This window comes from Paenibacillus sp. 1011MAR3C5 (genome assembly GCF_003591485.1).
Classification (GTDB): Bacteria; Bacillota; Bacilli; order Paenibacillales; family Paenibacillaceae; genus Pristimantibacillus.
In genome coordinates, this window is the sequence record NZ_QZCF01000001.1 from 280768 (window position 1) to 297449 (window position 16682).

Genomic DNA, 16682 nt, shown 5'->3' on the forward strand with positions numbered 1-16682 from the left:
CACCCTATTCATGCAAAGCTATGCTGGGATTGACGCTGTCTTTTTTCACCATGATGCCGTTATCCACGCTGCTGCTGACCATGCCCTGCGACTCCGCCAGCTTGCGGATACGCTCCGGATCGCCCAGCATCTCGACCTGGCGTTTTAGCTCCGCCATTTCCACATTCAACGTCTGGTTCTCCGTGTTCAATTGTTTAATGTGGAGATTCATATCGTAGATGTGTGCGTAACGAGAAATAATAATGCCGGCTACAACAACGCAGATGATAACCGTGAACAGATACAAGAGCTTCTCCTGTACGGGCAATGACTTGCGTTTGATGACAACTTTCTTCGTTTCGCGAATGACCTCTTTCTGTCCCGGCTTTCGCTTCGGCTGAAGCGCCAGATTACCATTAACGTACGCCACTAGTAGATATCCCCCTCTTTTATCCCAATTTCTGGGCTATTCTCAGTTTTGCCGATCTGGCTCTCGGATTCTCCTCCAGCTCTGCCTCGCTTGGCAGAATCGGCTTGCGATTAATTAGCTTGAGTGTTCCTTTATTCCCGCATACGCATAGCGGAAAGTCCGGCGGGCATGTACACTTCTCCACATATTTGGCAAAAATCTGCTTGCAGATCCGATCTTCCAGAGAATGAAAGGTGATAACGGAAGCTCTTCCCCCGGGAGCCAGACATCTGATACTTTGCTCCAGCGCTTCCTCTTCAGCGCCCAGTTCATCGTTAACTGCGATCCGGAGCGCCTGGAAGGAACGCTTCGCCGGATGGCCGCCTGTCCTGCGCGTGGCAGCAGGAATCGATACCTTAATCAGCTCTGCCAGTTCTCCAGTCTGCTCAATCGGCGTTTGCTGCCGGATTTTCACGATGTTCCTGGCAATATTGCGGGCGAACTTCTCCTCGCCATATCGGTCCAGAATGCGTGCGATATCCCGCTCATCCCATGTATTCACGATCTCGTGGGCCGTCAGGTCGCTCTCTCTGTCCATTCTCATGTCAAGCGGCGCATCATGATTGTAGCTGAAGCCTCTTTCCGCCTCGTCCAGCTGCGGACTGGATACGCCGAGATCGAACAAGATGCCGTCTACCTGAGGCACCCCGTCTGCAACCGGCACATCGCATCCCAGAAGCTCTTGCTCCAGGTAACGGAAGTTGCTTCGTACAAGCGTTACTTTATCGATATAAGGGGCAAGCCTCTTGCGCGCATTATCCAGCGCCCAGTCGTCCTGGTCGAATGCGATCAATCGTCCTCCTGCACCGAGGCGGGAAGCAATCAGCTCGCTATGTCCCGCTCCTCCGAGCGTGCAATCGACGTATATGCCGTCCGGCTTGATCGCCAGGCCGTCAACCGCTTCCTCCAATAACACGGTCTTATGCTGAAACACGCATGTAGTCCTCCCATTCCTATAGTCCATCCTGTTGTCGGTTCATTCTTAAAAGTTAAAGTCAAAATCAACCAGTTTCTCAGCAATCTCATTGAAAGTCTGCTCCGATTGCTCGTAGTAGCCTTCCCAAGTCTGCTTGCTCCAGATCTCCACACGGCTGGACACGCCCAGCACCATGCAGTCCTTGTCAAGCTTCGCATATTCCCGCAGATGGCTTGGTATATTTACCCTTCCCTGTTTGTCCAGCTCGCATTCCGTCGCCCCGGAGAAAAAAAACCGGGTGAAGGCACGCGCATCGGACTTCATAAGCGGCAGCGTCTTCAGCTTCTGCTCCAGCACGCTCCACTCGCTCATCGGGTAGACGAATAAGCAGTTATCCAGGCCGCGTGTTGCAATAAAGGAAGTACCGAGCGAATCGCGGAATTTCGCAGGGATAATAATGCGCCCCTTCTCATCAATGCTATGTTGATATTCACCCATAAACATGATGCCGCTCCACCCCTTCCCCTAAAAGCTCCACTTTGCCCCACTTTTCCCCACCTTGATACAGTAGTTCGCCACCTAAAATAAAAATCCTGCTCCAAGAGCAGGATTTTCGAAAATTATTTTAGCCTATTAATCATCTATTCCTAGCCATTCTATCGGGGTTAGTTCTTAAGCTCTAAAACCTCAATCACACCCCAGCAAAAGTCCTGGGTAATTGGACTGCAAATTAATGTTCTGTCCAGCTGTCCAGGTAAGCGATCTGCTCCGGCGACAGCTTATCGATGCCAAAGCCCAGCGATTCCAGCTTCAATCTCGCCACCTTCTCATCCAGCTCATAAGGAACGTTAACGACTTTGCTTCCAATGGATTGGAATTCATCGTTCACGTATTTCAGAGACAATGCTTGAAGAGCGAACGTCATATCCATGATCTCCGCAGGGTGACCGTCGCCGGCAGCCAGATTAACCAGTCGGCCTTCCGCAAGCAAGTAGATATTGCGGCCATCCTCCATCTTGTATTCCTCGATATTGCGGCGAACCGTACGCTTGCCCGTAGACATGGCCTCCAGCTCGACCTTGTTCACTTCTACGTCAAAGTGACCCGCATTCGAGAGAATCGCTCCGTCCTTCATTACTTTGTAATGCTCCCCGCGAATAACATCGCGGTTGCCTGTGACGGTTACGAACATGTCGCCAAGCTTAGCCGCTTCTTGCATCGGCATCACAGCGAAACCATCCATATAGGCTTCCACCGCTTTGATCGCGTCAATTTCGGTCACGATTACGGTAGCGCCAAGGCCTTTGGCACGCATCGCTACGCCTTTGCCGCACCAGCCGTAGCCCACAACAACAACGGTTTTGCCCGCTACGACGAGATTCGTCGTACGGTTAATGCCGTCAAATACCGATTGGCCTGTGCCATAGCGGTTGTCGAACAAATATTTGCAGTAGGCATCATTAACTGCAACCATCGGGAAGCTCAGCGAGCCTTCCTTCTCGAGTGCTTTCAGACGGATAATGCCCGTCGTCGTTTCTTCCGCGCCGCCGCGCAGATTAACCCCAAGCTCACGGCACTCGGAGTGAAGCAGCGTCACGAGATCGCCGCCATCGTCAATGATCAGATCCGGCTTCGATTCCAGCGCTTTAATGTTCAGCGCCTTGAACTCCTCTGGCTCCGGGTTGTACTTGGCGAATACGGTAATGCCGTCCTCCACAAGCGCCGCACACACATCGTCCTGTGTGGACAACGGATTGCTGCCGGTAATCGTCACGTCCGCCCCGCCCGCTTGAACCACCTTCGCCAGATAAGCCGTCTTCGCTTCCAGGTGAAGCGAAATGGACACTTTCAGCCCTTTGAACGGCTGTTCTTTCTCGAACTGCTCTTTGATCTTGTTCAGGACTGGCATATGCGCGCTTGCCCAGTCAATCTTTAGATGCCCTTCCGGCGCAAGCGCCGGATCAGCGATAATGCTTTTCTCCAATGAGCTCACTGTGGTCCCCTCCAATTAAGTTCGATATCTTACAAATATACAATTTCATGTCCGCCCGTGCGGTCATACGGCGCATCAAGGAGCTTGCCCAGCCAAGCATCGCCATAACGATTCCAATAGACAACCATCGACAGCACGCGCTCCTGCGGCTTGCTTGCCGGCAGGATGGCGGCTGCAATGCGGTCAAATTGCCTGATGGATGCCTCGAATTGCTTATTGTACGCATCCACAGTTTTGGACTCCATATAGCTGATCTGCTCCAGGATCTTGGTCATATTGGTCTCGCCAAGCTTAGCAAGCCCCGCTTGCACGGAAGCCGCCATATCAACCAAAGGCTTATACATCTCCTCGAATGACGCTTTGACGGCGCCGAACTTCTCTTCGATGGCCAGTCCGTCCTGTTCCTTCAGCCAAGCTTCCTTACGCGCGTCGAAGCGTTCCATGACATCGGCGAATGACAGCTCGTACTTGGTCATATTTTTTGCGATCGTGCCTTCAATTAGCGTGTAGGACATGCGCGGCACAATGATCGGCATCTCCATGCCGAGCGTGCGGAAGGCTTCTCCCGTAAGCGCCCAATAGGCAATTTCCCCAGGACCAAGTACAGTTCCAAGCACTGGGAACAAATAATCTTGCATCAAAGGACGCGTCAGCACATTGTTGCTCAGCAGCTCCGGCTGCTTATCCGCAAAGTGCAGCAGCTCCTCCGCAGACCATGCGGATAAACCCTTCCGATCTTGGAAGGAACCGTCCTTCTTATGAAGCAAAGTTCGCTCTCCGCCCTTCTCCGGGTGGAACAAGAACAGGTTCGCACTGCCTGGAACAACATCTGCCTGAAGCGTATATCCGAATGACTTCACTTTGCCGGCAGCAGAGAGATAAGCCCGCTCCAGCTCGTCATTCCGCTCGATCAGCTTGCGGAACATAGGGGCTTCCAGTCTGCGAATCTCCGGACTATCCGCATCCAGGAGCACTAGACCCTCTCCTCCGAACAAGTGGCTAAGCAGTCCTGCGAACATATCCGATAGCGAGGACGATGGCCCGGACAGGTCTGCCAGCTTCTCCAGCATATGCGGCTTAAACTCGGAATGAGGCAGCGATTGTTCCAGATCGACAATCAATTGCTCCCATGCTTCAGGGGTGAGCCCTGTCCGGCTGACCGATGTTCTTGGCCCTTCCGGCCTGGCCGCCGCAAGCTTCTTCAGCTCTTGATCCGCCGTAATGACATATGCGTGATTCGCTTCATCCCAATCATGGTCTTCTCCCGCGATCCAGAAGACAGGGACAACCTTGGTTCCTAATTGCTCGCTTGCCGACTTGGCCGCATTGATGATGGAGACGGCTTTATGTATGACAAGCAACGGGCCTGTCCATAGACCGGCTTGCTGTCCGCCGATTACGACGGGCGCTCCTTCGCTAATTGCAGCGATATTAGCCAGCGTCTCCTCTGAAGCTCCCCACTTCGCCTGATAAATCCGCAGGCTCTCCGCAACGTCAGCCGCATTTGCTCTTGTTGGTGTCAGGTCGCGCAATGAACGGTAACGCCGCTCCCAATCTGACACGGCACCTGCATAATAGCCGTATAATTCCTCGATTCTTGCATCCGACTGGTGAATGTAAGCCTCCGTCAATGGCTGGGCAACGGGAAGACGATACGATTCTGTTGACATCATCAGCCAATCCTCCCTTATGATCTATATGATGTTGAATGGGTCAGACGATCCGATACGGTACCCCATGTAAAAGTAACGCCAAAGTCATTGTACACAAAGAACGAGTAGCCCGTCAAAGCAAAAAAGCCCCTTCGCTCAGGGGCATTTCTTCTATGTATAGTCTCTTATGCAACGGTAAAAACGAGTTTGCTTAACAAAATCAACATAAACACGAGGTACAGCGCGCTTGTTGCAAAAAAACTGAGCCGCCAGATCGCCCGGAAGACGCGCTTGACATCCACACTGCCGCGCTTGCGGAATTGGGCATTGCCAAGCAATCCGCCTGCCAATATCATCACAAGCAGAATCCCGTAAAGACCGAAAGAGCTTTTGAACAGCATATTAAATAAAGCGGATACGCATAAAACAAAAAAAACAGTCGATACGTCCATTGCCATAATGAGCGCCTTTTTCCGGTTTTGGACGATCGCGCCGTAACCGAACAGAACGATCGCAAAAGGAAGAATCGGTATAACCGCGAGTGCCGTATAAACGATTTGTATGCTATTCCATATCGCGCCCATGCTTGTCCCCTCTCTTTATTGCTTCTGCTCGAAAGATTCCACGATTGCCGCCATCGCTTCATTCAGCGGCGCGGTCAATCCAAGCGAAGCGGCCAGCTCCGCCACAGCGCCGTTAATAGCCCGTATCTCCGTCTCCCTGCTTGCGCGGACGTCAGCCAGCATGGAAGAAACATTGGCGCTTGTACGCTCGCATACGTCCAATACCTGCTCCCAGCTGTCGCCGGAATCTTGCATCCCCGCTCGTTTCAAAATTTCTAAAGTTTCATTATGTAATGCCCGCATTATATGTATGCGCCGCTCTTGCTTCGGGAGCTCGCCATTCGTCACATCGTAGATTGCAGTTAGCGGATTAATGACCGCGTTGATCAGCAATTTATGGAAAATCCGATTATTGATCTGATTCGACAAGAAGGCCCGAAATCCTGCCTTTTGCAGAGATAATAGAAACTTTTTTTGAGATTTTGCGCGTATTTCGTCCATCTTGGGGCAATTCTCGGCTGTTTCGCCGATCCATAGCTCACCCATACCGGCAAGCCTGACCGTTCGCTCATCCTCGCGTTTGGCGCCCATGGTCGTGACAGCCGCATAGACCGGTACGCCGCCAAGCGCCGCTGCCAGTTTCCCCAGATGGCCGATGCCATTCTGCAAGCATAATACGGCTGTATGCCTGTGTACCTGCGCCAATACCCGAAGCTGCCCGATAAGCTCATCGTTAATCGCCGTCTGTTTGACTGCCAGTATGATCCAGCAGTCGTCTTCGTCCTTTGGCGCCTGAGCCAATCGGTGCCGCTCCATCGGCTCGCATGCCAGCCGGACCGTTCTGCTGTTCCCTTCCGTATCCACCAATCGAATACCGGCTTCTACAATAAAGAAGCTCTGCCGCTCTGTCCGCGTCCATAATCTCACACGTGCTCCAGCCGAGGCGAGCTTGGCCGCAGTCCACAGTCCGATGGCTCCTCCGCCTACAACCTCGATTTGCAAGATGCCTGCCCTCCTGTCCTGTCGCTTGTCCCCCGTATTATACACTTAGCTCTTTTCAGATGAAAAGCCCACCGTCTTGTAGACGGCGGGCTTCCCTAGTATCGCTATAACTTATTCAATGCGTTCCAGATTGCCATTGGCATCCATCTTGAACCTGGGCTTCGCTTCCTCTTCACTGGATAACACGGTCAACCGACGCGCGCGATCCATAATCTGAATGAGGGTTTTGTAGTCATCATTTACAGCACGGTAGTCTGTCTGAGCGCTGCTTGCTTCCTTGGCCAGTCTCTCATTCTCGCTGCGCAGCCGGTAAAGCTCTTCTTCCTTGTCTTTCATATCCTTCTCGAACAACTTGATTTGCCGCGACAAATCCTGATAGGTCGTCTTCCAGCTTCTAAGGAAGCGGATGACGGCGTCAATCGATAATCCTTCGTCAAGCGTACCTGCGTCATGCTTGAATGTTCGTTCTTCTGTGTCATATACCGCAAGCGATGAGACTTGAGAAGTTGCCGTTACAGTCTGTTTTTTCAAGTAATTGCGTTTTTGACGCTGTTGCTTGGCAATCTGTATGGCATCCTCGTAACGCTTGCGAACACAGCTGTTCCAGCGGAAGCCGCAAGCGGCGGACGTGCGTCCGATTCTTTCGCCCACTTCTTCGAATGCTGCGAGCTGAGTGCTTCCTTCGCGAATATGGCGTAGAGTTACCTCGGCGAGAATGAGATCATCGTCCGGACTCCACGCGTCTTGTCTAACTGCTGTCATGCAATCAAAACCTCCTAACGTAAAAGGCGCTTACTTATCTCTATGCCCTTGGTAGAGTTCATAGAATCTATTGGATACTAAATTGTATAACCATTTTTTCGCTGCCTCATACATGATTAGGATGATTCATGTGCAAACTGTAAATAACGCGAACACGTTTAGTCAAAAAGTTTGCCAATTCGTCACGGTTTCAGGTTTACACTCGCATGGTCAAACGTTATAATGAAGTTTAGAAAATCGGGGCAGGGTAAAAGGGGGATGTAACATGGCACGCATGTATCGGGTACTTGGCTTCTGGTGCTTAGTCATCGGGCTTATGGCTTTTGCAGGCCATATGACGGAATTCGCGCTGCTCTTCTTCGCGCAAGCCGTCGCTTTCGTATTCTTGGGGTACTTGAATTTCTCCGAAAGAACGTACATAATGATGTTCTGGGGTTATATGGCGGTTTCCTTCATTGGATTCACCTATTGGTCGGTCTTCAAGATGAGCCTTCCATTCTAATAACTACAAGAACAAACAAGGCTGTCTGTACTGCGATCCAATCGCATGCAGACAGCCTTTTTCTATGTCTTCTCCACTATCATGACCTTGAAACTCTCGCTCATCCCATCGCTCAGCAACAGCTGCCTAACCGCCCTATTGCGTTTTGCTTCTTCGCCAAATGGATTGGAGCCGTCATGACTGCCTAGCAGCTCAAAAATGTCGTTATCGAGCAAAAACTGCTTTTGCGTATCGTAATAATCCACTCGGAACCCCGCTTCTTCCGCCGATGACCGAATAAAGGAAAAGGAGACATGAGCGGTAATATCCCTCTCACCTGCGCTTAGGAAAGGCGAATCGCTGGCCTGATGGCGCGAATACGTCATAAGAGTCCCCTGCATGCGATGCTCCGCCGCATATTCTTCGGCCTCATGGCCGTAATCAATCAGCATGACACGGTCACCCGCATGAAGCAAACGGCCAAGCTGCAGCAGCCAATCGCGTGCCCCCGGGCACAATTCCGTAATTTGACCGTCTCGCAGACAAATGCCGTCGCGCTCCAGCCAGGCAAGAAAAACCGCATCTGATAGCGGCATCTCCGCATAGACGAATCCATGTCCGGGGGATTCCGCTACACCAAGCTCTCTGTAAGTCTCCCCTTTGCGAATGATCCGGTGAACAGGAAAAGCGTCAAGCAGCTCATTGGCTATAACCAAGACCGCTCCTTGCTCTTCCCGCGACTCCCGCTTCATGACATACTCGCGGGACGTATACACCGGAGGTGCTGTTGGAAGACCGGCTTCATCATACGAGGCTTTTACTTTCGCCCGATGCCCGGGATGATCCTCTATCAGTCTTTGACTGAATCGGCTCTCCCATTGTGGCGTCAGCTTGCGCAGCGATGCGGCGATCCCTGCGGACAATCGCCCCGTGCCAGCCCCCCATTCAGTAAGGACAACTGGCAAACCCAGCGTTGACTGAAACGTTAAGGCATACCGGGACACGATCTCCGACATGATGCTGCCAATAGCAGAGCTGGTATAGAAGTCTCCTTCCTTCCCGACTCTCGCTTCGCCTGTACGGTAATAGCCGTAGGTTTCATCATACAGGCAGGCTTCCATATATTCATGAAAGGTAATGCATGGCAGTAGTTGTGTTTCCACACCTGGCAGTTCATACCACCCTTCCTGGCGGGAGAGGTTGATACGATCGGCGATTCGATATGCCAGTGCAGTATCCGGGAAACTTCTCATAGCTCGTTTCACCCTTTTCCAATTGTAAGATATAATAGAATGGGCTGCCGCATAAACTAGTTGGTGAGTTTGTGCTTACGAAGCAAGGTTTGCTCCGCAAACCTTAGCAATGCTTACGAAGCAAGGTTTGCTCCGCAAACCTTAGCAATGCTTACGAAGCAAGGTTTGCTCCGCAAACCTTAGCAATGCTTACGAAGCAAGGTTTGCTCCGCAAACCTTTTAGGAGGGAGGATGACGTTGACTGAATTTAGCATCCGCCATCGAATCGCGGCCGCCCTATTGGCTTCGCTTCTCTGCGCCTTCATCATACTCCGGCTGCCCGTACTCGCCGAAGAGCGGGCCAAGCCCCCCGACGATTTGCACTCGCTTTTGGAAAAAAGCCTGTCTGTCGTTGAAATTGATAAGGAAATCGCCCGAATCCAGCAAGAGAAGGACGCCTTGCTCCTGACCATGACAGAAACGGAGAAGCAGCTCGCCGCACAGGAGCTGGCTATTGACGGCAAACGGAAGCAGGCTGGAGATGTGTTGCGGGCCTATTATATGGGAGAGCGGGACATGTTGTACTTGTCCTTGCTGACGACGGATTCCTGGACGAATTTTTTTACATTGCTGGACTATATTGATATTATTATCTCGCAAGACAAGCATACCTTGAATGCTTACATCGGGCAATATCGGGATTTGCAGGACCGTTATGCCACGCTTGAAGGCAAGCAAGCCAAGCTTGTTGCCATGGAAGAGAAGTTAAACCTTCAACGGGAAAGAGTATTGGCGCTGGAATCCCAGCTCGAAGGCGAATTGGCTGGGCGCTCGGACAGCGATCGGATTCGATTGTTGATTGAACAGCTCACAGGTTTCTGGGAATCTGCCGGCTTGAAGGAGGTTCGCGACTACTTCGGAGCATTATCGAAGTCAATGGGCAAGCTTCCGGAATGGATTCAAGACAACAAGGATTTGATGGAGATCAAAGGACTGCAATATACGATTCGTGTGCCTGAAGATAAATTGAACGAGTTTTTGCGCGAGCAGGATGAGCGGTTCAATGACTTCTCCTTCCAGTTCGAAGATGATACCATTACCGCCTACGGCAAGCGTGACAATATCGAGATCAGCATCTCCGGCCATTATAGTCTGGTTCAGGAGCCGCGCAACGGGCTGCTCTTCCATGTCGACGAGCTGTTGTTCAATGGATTCATGTTACCGGATACGACACGCAAATCGTTAGAGGATGAGTTCGATCTTGGCTTTTATCCGGGTTTGATAACTTCGTTCCTTAAAGCAAAGTCAGTGGAAATCAAAGACGGCGAGCTGATCATCAAGTTGAGCGTCACTTTGTAGGTGAGTTTACTTTGTGGGTTATTCGTTAGTCGTTAGTTTGGCCGGGTTAGGAGATTTATTTGCTACGGTTCGTTTGTGAGCAGGTTATGAGTTTTATTTTGTTGCGGCTCGTTTAGTTGAGCGGGTTTGGAGTTAGTTCTAATTCGTTGCGGCTCGTAAAGTGAGCGGGATAGGTTGTTAAACTCATAAGAAAGCGCAGGTTCCATGGCTAAGTCAGCCGTAGAACCCGCGCTTATTGTTTTTTTGAAATAATTCTCCAGTATCGCGATTAACTTGATACCGTCGATCGTGAGTACAGTAGACAAGAAACTAATTCCCAACTGCTCGATCAGCTCGTTCCCACACTCTGCAAGCCGAGTTTCTCGGCTTACAACTCCTCGTGCGGCTCATTCACGGTATACAAGCCGAGTTTCTCGGCTTACAGCTCCTCGTGCGGCTCATTCACGGTCTGTAAGTAGAGTTTCGCGGCTTACAACTCCTCGTGCGGCTCATTCACGGTATGCAAGCCGAGTTTCTCGGCTTACAACTCCTCGTGCGGCTCATTCACGGTCTGTAAGCCGAGTTTCTCGGCTTACAACTCCTCGTGCAGCTCATTCACGGTATGCAAGCCGAGTTTCTCGGCTTACAGCTCCCCACTAGGTAGGTAGGTCCAACGTATGCTTGCAACCCACCAAGAGCAGCCTTATTCCTCCGATTCTGCGGGTGTGATCATTTGCACGAACACATCTATCCAATCGGTATCCCTGCCGCCTGCTGCCTTCCAAGCGGTTGACCAGTTGCTCCAGCGCTTCGGCCAGTCCGGATCAGGCTGCACGCTGTCGGTCCCTTGCACCTTGGTGCTAAGCGCCTCAAGCCACCAGTATGGCGGTGTCTCGCCAGACTTCGTGATCAGCCTCATCTGATCGTATAGAGACGGCCGGACAGGCAGCTTCCCGCCTTCCTCGAAGTCCTTCAAGCTGCTATATGGACTTGTCATCTCCTGGATCCATAACATAGCCTCGCTCTCCGAGGGACTGTTGGTACTAATGGCAAAGCTGGCGCCATTAAGCCAAGGATATTGAATATCCCTTTGTTCTACAATTAGCTTGTTGCGGGCAGACTGACTTAAGCCGTTCAGTTCCTCCCACGGCATAATCAGCATAAGCAATCGCTGCTTCTCGATGAGCTCATTCAAGTCAGACGCGCGATGCGACGGAATCGAGGAGACGTTCCCCGCTGATTGCATCCAGGTCAGCCGATTCAGGAGCTGTTCCGGCAAGGCATGCAAATTTATAAGCCGCTCTTTCCCCCCGCTCATTCTGGTTGACCAGACCAACAGCTGCTCGAACTCATCGGGACTGAAGTTCATCAGATAACGCTCTTGGCCGGGCTCCGATGGATTCGGTGCGGATACAACCTGCTCTACCAGCGCTTGATAGGTATCCCACTGTTCCGGCGGCTCCGAGAGCCCCCCCTCAGCCAACAGCTCCTTGTTCCATGCGACCACATATGGATTAATGCGATAGGGCACTGCCCACAAATAACCATTCCACTTCAGCGTCTCCATCAATCGCGGCAATTGATCGGTTAATACTTCTCCTGTCATCAGACTGTCTACCGGCTTCAGCAAGCCCTTCACCGCAAGCGGAATAATCCCCCCGTTGTCGACCAGCATCACATCGGGTGCCGTCCCTTGATTGCTCATCGTCAACAGATGCTCGTATCTGCCGGTGTTATTCCTTTCATTCGAGATATCAACCCGGATGTGGGGGTACTCTAGCATAAAACGTTCCGTACGCTCTACCAGCCGAGCGTAATCCGCGGAAGGCAAGGAAACGTTTACATAAAGATCAGTCGACAATTGTGCAATTCGCTGGCCTCCAGCAGGCTCTATCGGTGCAACTCCGTCGGAATGATTCACTCTATTCCAGTTCCAGCTCACAGATCGTGAGAAATATAGCAGCAACAAAGCAGTGAGTAGCAGTGCACCGATAATAAGCGGTGCATACTTGCGAGGAGACACAGCTTTCTTCCTTTCCGGCTACCTTGGTTATGGGTATAGAATAGCAGTTTGCAGCCGAATTGTACAACCCTTATGAGTCAAAAGAACGACGATTCTTTCCAAAAACAATTTCTTTGCTCTATGGACAAATAAATTTAAGGTCAAAATGGAGAGGGTTATCCCGCCGCATCAGCTCGCAGGATAACCCTTCCTTAATTGTTAAGTTTGCCGCCGGGCAGCGCTACAGCAAATCGGCAGCATGCTGCGCAAGCTTGGAACGCTCCCCCTTCTCCAACGTCATATGGCCGCTGATGTTCTCACGCTTGAACTTTTCAACGATATGCGTGAGTCCGTTGCTAATGGAATCCAGATAAGGATGATCGATTTGCCCTGGATCGCCCATCAATACAATTTTGCTGCCTTCCCCAACCCGTGAGACGATCGTCTTCACCTCATGCTTGGTCAGATTTTGAGCTTCATCAATGATAATGAATTGCCCCGGAATCGAGCGGCCTCTAATATACGTCAAGGCTTCAACCTGAATGCTGCCCATGCCCATCAGTATTTTATCGATATCACCCGCTTTTTTCGTATCGAACAGGAACTCCAGATTATCGTAGATCGGCTGCATCCACGGCCGCAGCTTCTCCTCCTTCTCGCCGGGCAAATATCCGATATCCTTGCCCATAGGTACGACCGGCCTTGCAATCAGCAGTTTCTTATACTTATGCTCATCCTCGACCTTCAGCAAGCCTGCCGCCAAGGCCAGCAGCGTCTTGCCTGTGCCGGCTTTACCGGACAAGGTCACGAGCGGAATGTCATCGTTAAGCAGCAACTCCAGCGCCATTCGCTGTTGGGCGTTGCGAGCCGTAATCCCCCATACCGGATCATTGCTCAAAAAAAGCGGCTCTAGACGTACGCCATCCTGACTTACCTTAAGCAAGGCCGACTTGGAGGTCCCCATCTCATCGCGCAAGATGACGAATTCATTTGGGCTCAGACGATCCTTCAATTGCAAATGACTAACACTCAAGAAGCGATAGGAATAAAATTCATCAATCACAGAAGGATGAACATGAAGCGTTACATTGCCGGTATAGAACTCGGAATGATCCACGATCCGGTCGGACAAATAATCTTGCGCTTCCAGCCCAAGCACATCGGCTTTGATGCGGACCAGCACGTCTTTGCTGACAAGTACGACGCTCCGTTTCTCCTCGACCTTCTCCTGCTCCATATGATAATTAAGCGCAACAGCCAGGATTCGGTTGTCATTGGACATCTCGCCGAACATCTCATGCACGCGCACAAAGCTGCGATGATTCAATTCTACCTTGAGCAGACCGCCTCCAGGGAGCGCAATGCCTTCATGCAGATGTCCCTGTTCCCTCATGTTGTCAAGCAATCTGGATACTGACCTGGCATTGCGGCCAAGCTCGTCAGCAAGCCTTTTTTTAGAATCAATTTCTTCCAATACGATAGCTGGGATGATCACCTCATTGTCGTCAAAGGCGAAGAGCGATTGAGGATCATGGAGCAATACGTTTGTATCGAGCACGAATATTTTATTCATGAGAACCCTCCCGGCGTCGGATATACTTCCGCATACATAGCGTCAGATGGCAGCGGACACACTAGTATACAAGCGAAATTGGCGCGACACACACTGATAAAGAGGTGGCATACATGTACAAATGGTTATCTGCTGCGATCGTTATTGCGTTACTGGCTACAGGCTGTGGCGCGCGAAACGATGCATCACCCTCCCCGCAAAATGATCGCCGCTATCAGGCTGCACAGGATGGCAGCGGCAAGAAGCTCATAGAAAATCGCAGCGAAGTGGAAGCTCATCTGGAAGAGCTCGCCAAAGGCGTGGAAGGTGTAGAGAATGCTCATTGCGTCATTGTAGGCAATACCGCTATTGTAGGTATCGATGTCGAAGGCTCTCTGGAGCGCTCACGTGTCGGCACGATCAAATATTCGGTCGCCGAAGCGTTCCGCAACGACGAATATGGCGTAGACGCCTTTGTCACAGCCGATATCGATATCGCCAATCGGCTGGAGGAGATCGGCAACGACATCCAGAGCGGGCATCCGTTCTCTGGATTTGCCGAAGAACTGGCCGACATTATGGGACGTCTGGTTCCCCAACTGCCGCGCGATATCGTGCCTCCCGATGATGAGCTCAATGACAGCAATGGGATGACCGATCCTGACCCCGATCAAGCTCAGGATTCGCAAGATGATGTACAGGGTGAAATGTTGGAGCAAAACAGTCTCACCAAGCCTGCGCCATCACGCTCGCGTTAAGAAACGGTAAAGATGTCCAAAAGACGCAAAAAGCCTAGTGATCTGATCACTAGGCTTCTTCACATGCAACAACTTGCATGACTCTATACTTGTCCCCATCTTTCCCTTTGGCAACAGAAACAACAGCTAGCCGCTTGCTCCAACCATACATATCGTCAGGATGCGGATCTACCGCGATTACTGCTGGATTGTTCATCCGCATAACCTCCTTCTGAATCGGCCTTCATTCAAAAGCAGCTTGCTTAGCTCCTATTATAGCTATATTATGACTGACAGTCTACGGTCATTCAGCCATTTTTGCCTGTAGGGCTGCTTTCACCTTCGCATGGCTGGCTTCATCGATGTAGACGTTCGGACTTTTCCATACACCTTCAAGGGATAGAAACTCAATGTCGCTGCTTCTGATTGAATAGTACGTTTCGAGCATACGGGTAATTTCTTGCCTTTGCATATCAGCAGAAATATTTTTCCCCACAGCTTCGATGACGCCGCCAATCTTAGGAATGCCGCCAATGCTGACGAGCTTGTCTACGATTGCTCCAAGCACCTCCGACTGACGGCGGTTGCGGTCAAAATCGCTGGACATGTTTTTGCCGTCATTCGATTTCCGGTAGCGGACGAAATCAAGCGCTTCTTTGCCCTTCAGTGTCTGGATTCCCGGCTGCAGATCGATATTCGTGCCATCTCTCGTATCTTCATACTTCATTCGCATGTCTACATTGACTGTAATGCCACCTAAGGCATCCACGACATCCGAGAAGCCTTGGAAGTTGATCATGGAGGCATATTTGATATCGATATCAAACAGCTTGCCCATGACTTCCTTGACTGCCTTCTTCGCTTCCAAATCGGCCGCTTCCTTACTTAAGCCCTTATCGCGTGTAGCGACAACGTAGTTGTCCGCATAGAAGCGATTGGCCTTCCGCCCGCGGTAGCCTTCCACTTCGACATATGTATCACGGGGAATCGCAACGACCGTCGCTTTTTTCGTCGTCGGATTAAAGGCCGCAACCATCATCACATCGGTATTCAATCCTCCGCCATGGTCACGTGAATCAATGCCCATGAGGACAAAGGCGACCGGCTTTTGCTTGACCGATTCCTTTACAGGAACAGGCGTAGCTTCTGTCTCATCTAGTGCAATCGTGTCAATTGCGTCCGAAGTCTTCAGCGCCACCACGACGATAAGTGCCGCCGCTGTAAGCAGCAGTCCGAAAAAAAGAAAAAAGAAAGCCTTAAGAAGCGGATTTCTTTTTTTCTTCTTATCCTTGCCAGCTTTGGCAGGAGGACCTTTTCGCCCGCTTGAACGCGGCGGCAATGAGTTCGATTGTTGGCTCATCCTCTCACCTTCAAGCTTCGTTGTATTTGGGAGTAGCGTTAATGTCATGAAGAAGCTGCTCCCCGACTTCCCGGGGATACAGCTTCAGCAAGGCGCGGCCGTCCTTCTCGTAACGAACGTGAAGCATGGTCTCGTCAGTCCGCTCGATCGCATAAGACGACAGACCATGATCTTCCCGCAGAATTTCTTCAAAAAAAGCAAGCGTGTCGCGCGCAGCCCCATCCTCTGGTCTCGCATTGGCAACGAGCTGGATTTGCAGCCAATTGAACAGCGCATCCTCCAGTGTCATTGCCCTTGCTCCGCTTCGCGCGATTCCGTACCGCCTGTCTTGCCCTTCTTCCACTTGTCATACATTTGACGGCCTCTCAGCATCAGCATCATGATGACGGCAATCGCCATACACTGAATGATCGGAAGCTTGTCGACCTGCATAATCATCAGGACGAACGAGCCTATCGCCATCACGAGATAGACCATAATTTCCTTCAGGATCGGCAGCTTCGCCTGAGGGCGGAATACCGAATTGAAGATATAGATCGTGAATCCCAATATGAGAAGATAGGAAACGAGCTTATGCTCGCTCAACCATTCCTGCATCTTTCTTACCTCCTAACGCAAGTTGGCAGCTTGCGAAACGATACACT

Annotated in this window: 18 protein-coding genes; 3 read left to right on the plus strand and 15 right to left on the minus strand. The window is 51.1% G+C overall.

Annotated elements, in window-relative coordinates; all coding sequences use genetic code 11:
* Nucleotides 1–4: 4 nt before the first annotated feature.
* The 8 genes from ftsL to D3P07_RS01390 all read right to left on the minus strand — a co-directional run bounded on the left by ftsL (nt 5) and on the right by D3P07_RS01390 (nt 7336).
* Nucleotides 5–409, minus strand: coding sequence for a cell division protein FtsL (gene ftsL / locus D3P07_RS01355; RefSeq protein ID WP_119798299.1), 405 nt, complete (start codon nt 407–409; stop codon nt 5–7).
* A 19-nt stretch (nt 410–428) separates the two neighbouring features.
* Nucleotides 429–1382 (minus strand): 16S rRNA (cytosine(1402)-N(4))-methyltransferase RsmH, encoded by a 954-nt coding sequence (rsmH, locus tag D3P07_RS01360; RefSeq protein ID WP_119798300.1) that lies wholly within the window; start codon nt 1380–1382, stop codon nt 429–431.
* A 48-nt stretch (nt 1383–1430) separates the two neighbouring features.
* Nucleotides 1431–1868 (minus strand): division/cell wall cluster transcriptional repressor MraZ, encoded by a 438-nt coding sequence (gene mraZ / locus D3P07_RS01365; RefSeq protein WP_119798301.1) that lies wholly within the window; start codon nt 1866–1868, stop codon nt 1431–1433.
* A gap of 226 nt (nt 1869–2094) precedes the next feature.
* The gene (locus tag D3P07_RS01370; protein ID WP_119798302.1) at nt 2095–3357 is read right to left on the minus strand and encodes an adenosylhomocysteinase; all 1263 of its coding nucleotides are present in this window, start codon (nt 3355–3357) and stop codon (nt 2095–2097) included.
* A gap of 29 nt (nt 3358–3386) precedes the next feature.
* Complete coding sequence (gene bshC, locus D3P07_RS01375; protein WP_259391287.1) at nt 3387–5030, minus strand: bacillithiol biosynthesis cysteine-adding enzyme BshC; 1644 nt, start codon at nt 5028–5030, stop codon at nt 3387–3389.
* A 164-nt stretch (nt 5031–5194) separates the two neighbouring features.
* Entirely contained in the window at nt 5195–5593 is a 399-nt protein-coding gene (locus D3P07_RS01380; protein ID WP_119798303.1) for a DUF3397 domain-containing protein, read from the minus strand.
* 15 nt (nt 5594–5608) lie between these two features.
* On the minus strand, nt 5609–6574 hold the full coding sequence (locus tag D3P07_RS01385) for a ketopantoate reductase family protein (protein ID WP_182914136.1): 966 nt from the start codon (nt 6572–6574) through the stop codon (nt 5609–5611).
* 111 nt (nt 6575–6685) lie between these two features.
* The gene (locus tag D3P07_RS01390; protein ID WP_119798305.1) at nt 6686–7336 is read right to left on the minus strand and encodes an RsfA family transcriptional regulator; all 651 of its coding nucleotides are present in this window, start codon (nt 7334–7336) and stop codon (nt 6686–6688) included.
* Between the two features lie 265 nt (nt 7337–7601).
* On the opposite strand from D3P07_RS01390, the gene D3P07_RS01395 reads away from it, so the two are divergent.
* The gene (locus D3P07_RS01395; RefSeq protein WP_119798306.1) at nt 7602–7838 is read left to right on the plus strand and encodes a DUF2626 domain-containing protein; all 237 of its coding nucleotides are present in this window, start codon (nt 7602–7604) and stop codon (nt 7836–7838) included.
* Between the two features lie 62 nt (nt 7839–7900).
* Here D3P07_RS01395 and D3P07_RS01400 read toward each other — a convergent pair whose 3' ends face one another.
* The gene (locus D3P07_RS01400; protein ID WP_119798307.1) at nt 7901–9070 is read right to left on the minus strand and encodes a class I SAM-dependent methyltransferase; all 1170 of its coding nucleotides are present in this window, start codon (nt 9068–9070) and stop codon (nt 7901–7903) included.
* A gap of 237 nt (nt 9071–9307) precedes the next feature.
* Between D3P07_RS01400 and D3P07_RS01405 the strand changes: the two genes are divergently transcribed.
* On the plus strand, nt 9308–10408 hold the full coding sequence (locus D3P07_RS01405; RefSeq protein WP_147384466.1) for a coiled-coil domain-containing protein: 1101 nt from the start codon (nt 9308–9310) through the stop codon (nt 10406–10408).
* A gap of 682 nt (nt 10409–11090) precedes the next feature.
* Here the strand turns inward: D3P07_RS01405 and D3P07_RS01410 are convergent.
* Nucleotides 11091–12410 carry an ABC transporter substrate-binding protein gene (locus D3P07_RS01410; protein ID WP_119798309.1) on the minus strand — a complete coding sequence of 440 codons (1320 nt, stop codon included), beginning with the start codon at nt 12408–12410 and terminating at the stop codon, nt 11091–11093.
* Nucleotides 12411–12630: 220 nt separating this feature from the next.
* Complete coding sequence (locus tag D3P07_RS01415) at nt 12631–13962, minus strand: PhoH family protein (protein ID WP_119798310.1); 1332 nt, start codon at nt 13960–13962, stop codon at nt 12631–12633.
* A gap of 113 nt (nt 13963–14075) precedes the next feature.
* Here D3P07_RS01415 and D3P07_RS01420 point away from each other — a divergent pair, with 113 nt between their 5' ends.
* Nucleotides 14076–14699, plus strand: a complete 624-nt coding sequence (locus tag D3P07_RS01420) for a YhcN/YlaJ family sporulation lipoprotein (protein ID WP_119798311.1) — start codon at nt 14076–14078, stop codon at nt 14697–14699.
* A 49-nt stretch (nt 14700–14748) separates the two neighbouring features.
* Here the strand turns inward: D3P07_RS01420 and D3P07_RS26815 are convergent, their stop codons facing one another.
* From D3P07_RS26815 to D3P07_RS01435, 4 genes are all read right to left on the minus strand, one after another.
* On the minus strand, nt 14749–14895 hold the full coding sequence (locus D3P07_RS26815; protein WP_182914137.1) for a hypothetical protein: 147 nt from the start codon (nt 14893–14895) through the stop codon (nt 14749–14751).
* 87 nt (nt 14896–14982) lie between these two features.
* Nucleotides 14983–16038: an LCP family protein gene (locus tag D3P07_RS01425; protein WP_119798312.1), complete on the minus strand. Its 1056-nt coding sequence runs from the start codon at nt 16036–16038 to the stop codon at nt 14983–14985.
* Nucleotides 16039–16048: 10 nt separating this feature from the next.
* Entirely contained in the window at nt 16049–16327 is a 279-nt protein-coding gene (locus D3P07_RS01430; protein WP_119798313.1) for a hypothetical protein, read from the minus strand.
* Nucleotides 16324–16635 carry a YlaH-like family protein gene (locus tag D3P07_RS01435; RefSeq protein WP_119798314.1) on the minus strand — a complete coding sequence of 104 codons (312 nt, stop codon included), beginning with the start codon at nt 16633–16635 and terminating at the stop codon, nt 16324–16326. Before D3P07_RS01435 ends, D3P07_RS01430 begins: the two co-directional genes overlap by 4 nt.
* Between the last annotated feature and the right edge of the window lie 47 nt (nt 16636–16682).